At 60.5% G+C, this 5,241-nt stretch carries 5 protein-coding genes; 1 reads left to right on the top strand and 4 read right to left on the bottom strand.

Annotation, left to right across the window (positions count from 1 at the left end; all coding sequences use genetic code 11):
* Together ABSG20_RS29280 and mddA are read right to left on the bottom strand one after the other, a co-directional pair.
* Nucleotides 1–713: adenylate/guanylate cyclase domain-containing protein (locus tag ABSG20_RS29280; protein WP_423867946.1), on the bottom strand; the 713-nt coding region annotated here is incomplete at its 3' end.
* A gap of 170 nt (nt 714–883) precedes the next feature.
* Entirely contained in the window at nt 884–1,606 is a 723-nt protein-coding gene (gene mddA, locus ABSG20_RS29275; RefSeq protein ID WP_423867947.1) for a methanethiol S-methyltransferase, read from the bottom strand.
* Between the two features lie 232 nt (nt 1,607–1,838).
* On the opposite strand from mddA, the gene ABSG20_RS29270 reads away from it, so the two are divergent.
* On the top strand, nt 1,839–3,416 hold the full coding sequence (locus ABSG20_RS29270; protein WP_423867945.1) for a winged helix-turn-helix domain-containing tetratricopeptide repeat protein: 1,578 nt from the start codon (nt 1,839–1,841) through the stop codon (nt 3,414–3,416).
* Between the two features lie 175 nt (nt 3,417–3,591).
* Here ABSG20_RS29270 and ABSG20_RS29265 read toward each other — a convergent pair whose 3' ends face one another.
* On the bottom strand, nt 3,592–4,263 hold the full coding sequence (locus ABSG20_RS29265; protein WP_423867944.1) for an alpha/beta fold hydrolase: 672 nt from the start codon (nt 4,261–4,263) through the stop codon (nt 3,592–3,594).
* Nucleotides 4,264–4,287: 24 nt separating this feature from the next.
* A complete protein-coding gene (locus ABSG20_RS29260; RefSeq protein WP_423867943.1) occupies nt 4,288–5,058 on the bottom strand; it encodes a hypothetical protein in 771 nt (256 codons plus the stop codon).
* Nucleotides 5,059–5,241: the final 183 nt, after the last annotated feature.

The following is a 5,241-nucleotide window of genomic DNA, read 5'->3' as shown; positions in this document are numbered from 1 at the left end:
TCCACCATGCCGTCGGCAAAATGCTCTTGCTCGGGATCGCCGCTCATATTCTGGAACGGCAGCACGGCTATTGACGGCTTGTCGGGTAACGCGAGAACATGGGGATCAATTGAAGGCTTTTGCGACCACGCAACAGAACCGGCCGCGTCAATCTGTATGCGCCAGGCGCGCATCGGTTCGGCAATATTTTTCAGCGCCTGTGGTCCGATGTCATCAAATACAATCTCGACCTTGCCGCGTATCTGCCGGTAGGCGTCATCCGAAATACACACTCCGCCGGCATCCGATATTCCTTCGAGGCGCGCTGCAATATTGACGCCGTCGCCGAAGATATCATTGTCATCGAACATGATATCGCCGACATGAATACCGATGCGAAAGTCGACCCTCCGATCATGCGGCACGCCGGCATTTTGATCGGCCATGGCGCGTTGTACGTCGGCGGCGCACCTCGCCGCATCCACGGCGCTTGCGAACTCGACCAGCATGCCGTCCCCGGTGGTCTTTACGATGCGACCGCGATGGGCGGAAATGGAGGGGTCGACAATGGTTTTACGAACATTCTTGAGAACGGCCAACGTGGCTTCTTCGTCCGTGCCCATCAGGCGGCTATAGCCGGCGACATCCGCCGCCAGCACCGCCGCCAATCGTCGCTCAACACGTTCGTCGGGCAAAACCAGCCCCCTGGATTGATGCTGATCGATCAAGTCCATCAAAGCACAGCGGCTGGCTCCTGCGCCAGGTACAATCGCTGGAAGGCAGCCGCTCGCCCGATTGCAGCAACCTCCGGTGGGACCTTTGCTGGCGCGCACAGCTCAAGCTTTAGCAAGGCTGCGGCACCGCGCGTGAGCGGTGCCGCCGGTTCAGCCTCCGAAATGATGGCTCAGGCGGATTTTCGCCACGGCAGCAGCATCGACACGCGCTCCCGGTAGCGGCGATAGCCGTCGCCGAAGACGTCGATCAGGTCGCGTTCCTCCAGCCGGATGCCGACAAAAATGTAGGCCGTGGTCACCGCCGCGAACAATAGATGGCCGACACTCATGGTGGGCGCTGCCCAGAAGGCGATGATAAAGCCGAGATAAATCGGATGCCGCACGAAATGGTAGAACAGCGGCGTACGGAAACGCGGCGCCCGCATCGGGCGGCCAACCAGATTGTTCGCCACCTGATGCAATCCGAACAGCTCGAAGTGATTGATCAGAAACGTCGAGGTCAGCACGATCAGCCAGCCGACCAGTGACAGGCAAGTCATCGTCATGGCGATGGGCGTATTGGCGATCTGCCACACCGCCTCGGGCATCGGCTGCCACTGCCAGAGCAAAAGCGCAAGCGCCAGGCTGGCGAGCAGGACGTAAGTGGTGCGTTCGACCGAAGCCGGGACGAATTTGGTCCACCATTGCTTGAACTGTGGACGCGCCATCACGCTGTGCTGAATGGCGAAGATGGACAGCAGCACCAGATTGACGACCAGCGCTTGCTCGCTCGATCCTGCCGATCCGCTGTCGATGGTCTTTGGCACCACCAGATCTTCAACGAAGCCGATGGCGTAGAGGAAGGTGACGAAGAACAGGACGTAGACCACGATGCCATAGAGCAACGCCATCATCCGTCCGGCGACATGGCCTTGGCTGCTTGTGTCCGCATTACGCCTGTCCGCATTAAACGACTGGATAGTCTGGGTCATGGTCTCCTCCGCTGCAAGCACGGGGATTGCGCTCCGAAAGCGCGCAGCATGACGAGGCTGCAGTCGAAAAGCTTTGCCCGGTCCTTGATTTTGCCATGAGATAGGCCTGATTATTCCTTGAGGCCGGGCTCAGCCGGCGGCACAGGGCGGCGACGTGTTATATCTGTTTTCCGATCATCGACTTGATACGGACGGGCGGGAGCTGCGCCGCGGTTCGGAGGCGATTGCCGTAGAGCCCCAGGTGTTCGACCTCCTGGTCTACCTGGTGGAGAACCGCGACCGCGTCGTCAACAAGGACGATCTCCTCGCCTCGATCTGGGGCGGCCGAATTGTGTCGGATTCGACGGTGACGAGCCGTATCAACGCCGCGCGCAAGGCGATTGGCGACAGTGGCGAGGAGCAAAGACTGATCCGCACGTTCGCGCGCAGGGGCCTGCGCTTTGTCGGCGCGGTGCGCACGCCGTCAAACGGCGCCGAACCGGCACAGGCCACCGCTCCGCCCGCCGATGAAATCCATCAGTCGTTGCGGCCGGGGCTGCCGCTGCCCGACCGGCCCGCCATCGCCGTGCTTCCCTTTGTCAACATGAGCGGCGATCCCGAGCAGGAGTATTTTTCCGACGGCATCAGCGAGGACATCATTACCGCGCTGTCCAAGCTGCGTTGGTTCTTCGTGATCGCGCGGAACTCCTCGTTTATCTATAAGGGCAAGGCCGTCCACATGAAGCAGATCACCGAGGAACTCGGTGTCGGTTATGTGGTGGAGGGCAGCGTGCGCAAAAGCGGTGACCGCGTGCGCATCTCGGCGCAGCTCAACGATGCCGCCACCGGAAGCCATATCTGGGCGGAGCACTACGACCGCGGACTTGCCGACGTGTTCGCCGTGCAGGACGAAATCACCGAGGCCATCGTCGCCGCGATCGAGCCGCAGCTCTATGCAGCGGAAAATTTCCGCGCCAGGCGCAAGCCACCCGACAGCATGGATGCGTGGGATCTGGTGATGCGGGCACTGTCGCATTACTGGCGGGTGACCAGGCAGGACAACCTTGTCGCGCAGGCGCTGCTCGAGAAGGCGATCGCCATAGATCCGAATTACGGCCAGGCGCTCGGGGTTCTCGCTACCAGCTACATGTTCACCGCGCATATGGGCTGGGCGGATATGGCGACGGTGGTGCCGATCGCCGAGCGCGCGTCGCTGGCAGCGATTCTGGCCGACAGCGAGGATCCTTGGGCGCATCACGCGCTGGGCGGCGTTTATTTGTTCGCGCGGCGCTTCGAAGACTCGCTGGCCGAGTTCGAGTTGGCCTTGCGCCTCAATCCGAACTTCTCGCTCGCCCAGGGGTATTTTGGCCTGGCGCTGTCCTATTGCGGACGCTGGGAAGAAGGCGATTTGGCCGCGCGCCGCGCGTTGCGCCTCAGCCCGCGCGATCCTCATTCGGCGGTCTATTACGGCATCGCCGCCTACGCCCAGTTCCTTGGCCGCAACTATGACGAGGCGCTGCGGCTGTCGCGAGAGGCGATCCGGCGGCGCGGCGATTTTGTCGGCGCCCACCGCGTGCTGACGGCCGCCGCGGCCATGGCCGGAAAGCAGGATATCGCCAGAACCGCACTCTTGGAGCTTCGGCGCGCGCAGCCCAATATTTCTCTCGCCTGGATAGCAGATCACATGCCGATCCAGCAGGACGCCGACCGAGAGCACTATTTGGAAGGCTTTCGCCGCGCTGGCTTGGACTAGCTTTTGGGCCGAGATGCCGATCAAGCCCGATATCTGAAGAGGGTCAATCGCGATCGGATCGAGCCGACAGCAGGTCGGGACATGCCGGCGATGCCCTGACAGCGACCGAATTCCGACCTGGCTTCGGAACGCGATGAGTTGAAGCTTGCAGCGAGCAAGTACGCGTGGCCAAGCATCAGCCCGGTTGCTTGGCCATGAAATCCAGGATCAGCCGCGCAATCTCGTCTGTCTTTTCGTCGAGCGCGAAATGGCCGGCGTCCAGCAAGTGAATCTCCGCGTCTTGCAGGTCGCGCTTGAACGCCTCGGCGCCGGGCGCCGTAAACGACGGGTCGTTCGCTCCCCATGCCACCAGGGTGGCCGGCTGGTGCCGGCGCAGCCATGCCTGCCACGCCGGATAGGAGGCGACATTGGTACGGTAGTCGTAGAGCAGCGCCGCTTGGATCTCCCGCTGACCTGGCTTGGACAGGTAGAGCGAATAGCTCTTGACGTTGATCGCCGCGAGAAGGTCGTCGATCGTCTTCGCGAGATGGTCAAAAGTGTATGCGTATGCCGCCGGCGGTGGCGCATCACTCTGGCCGAAGCCCGGGAAGTCTGGTGCGATCAGGTGGTAGCGCGTCGCCAGCAAAGGAATGAGCGTATCGAATTCCCGCGAGGAGGATGGGAAGCCGTGAAGCAGGACGATGGTAGGCGCGTCGTTCGGACCTGCCTCGCGATAGAAGACGCCCACGCCCTCCACTTCAACGCGGTGATAGCTGGTCGTGGCGCTGGTCGATTCCAGCGGAGCTGCCTGGGCACCATGTGCGGTCGCCAGCGCTGCGGCAGCCGCCAGAAAAATCGGGGTCTTCATGATACTGTTCCTTTCAGGGTCGATTCAGACGCGATCGTGCGTCCGCGACAGGCCGTGGCGGCTTCCTTGGCGCGGTCGAGATCGCCGGTCGGATCCGGGGTCGGAAGCGTCGGCTGGAGGCTTCGACCCAGAAACCCTGGCGCCTTCATGGCTAGGGAACTGCCATCTCAGGCTTTGCTCTGGATCTGGATATTTGTCCTTTGGAAATTTCACCGGCGGACATTTCGTTATCTGTCGCATCACCTGAGCTGCGGCGCGCGAATACTCCGCGGTTTTTTCTGGGTTGATGAGCAATGGCGGACTCGCATACGTCCCATCGGGCTTGTAACTGAGATTGACCCAGATGGTTGGCCCGGTTCGCGCTGCCGTCCAGCAATTTCTAAAATTCGCGTGGATTGCTGCAATCATACTCTCTCCTGGATCTTCGGGGCCAGCCCTGAATTTGAATACTTGTGTGAATTGAACTCGCACCCGTCCGAAAGGATCGACAATAAAGGGCTGGCACTGATGGAGCTTCTTGATAGCTGTTCTTACGTCTTCTCTGAATTCATCACTGTCGATTGGAGCGACGACTTCGGGATCTCCAATAATCATGCCGTCTGGCCCAATCGTCACGGACAATTCAAGCCGATGCTGCATTGGCTCTCTCTGGCGAAGGAAGCACTTCTGGGTATAGGCGGCGTACTCCTCCAGCTGCCAGGCCGTAAATGGCGTTTTTTGAGGTTCAGCAGGATCGCTCTGAGCGAAAGCCGAGGTCGTTGAAAAAAACAGAAAGGCCAGCAAAAGAGAGCGCATTTTCGGTCCGGAATGGTCGATGCGCGGACGCTATCTTGTTCAGTCACAATTGTAAATTGTGCCGCGGGATTTCGGTTTCGATCTCGTGCGCAGGCTGTCCACCTTAGATACCAAAAATGAATCCCTTGCCGCGGACGGTATGGATCATGGGCGGCTCATACGGCCCGTCGATCTTGCGCCGAA

The organism is Bradyrhizobium sp., assembly GCF_049512235.1.
Lineage (GTDB): Bacteria > Pseudomonadota > Alphaproteobacteria > Rhizobiales > Xanthobacteraceae > Bradyrhizobium.
This window is presented reverse-complemented; position numbering and strand designations above follow the sequence as displayed.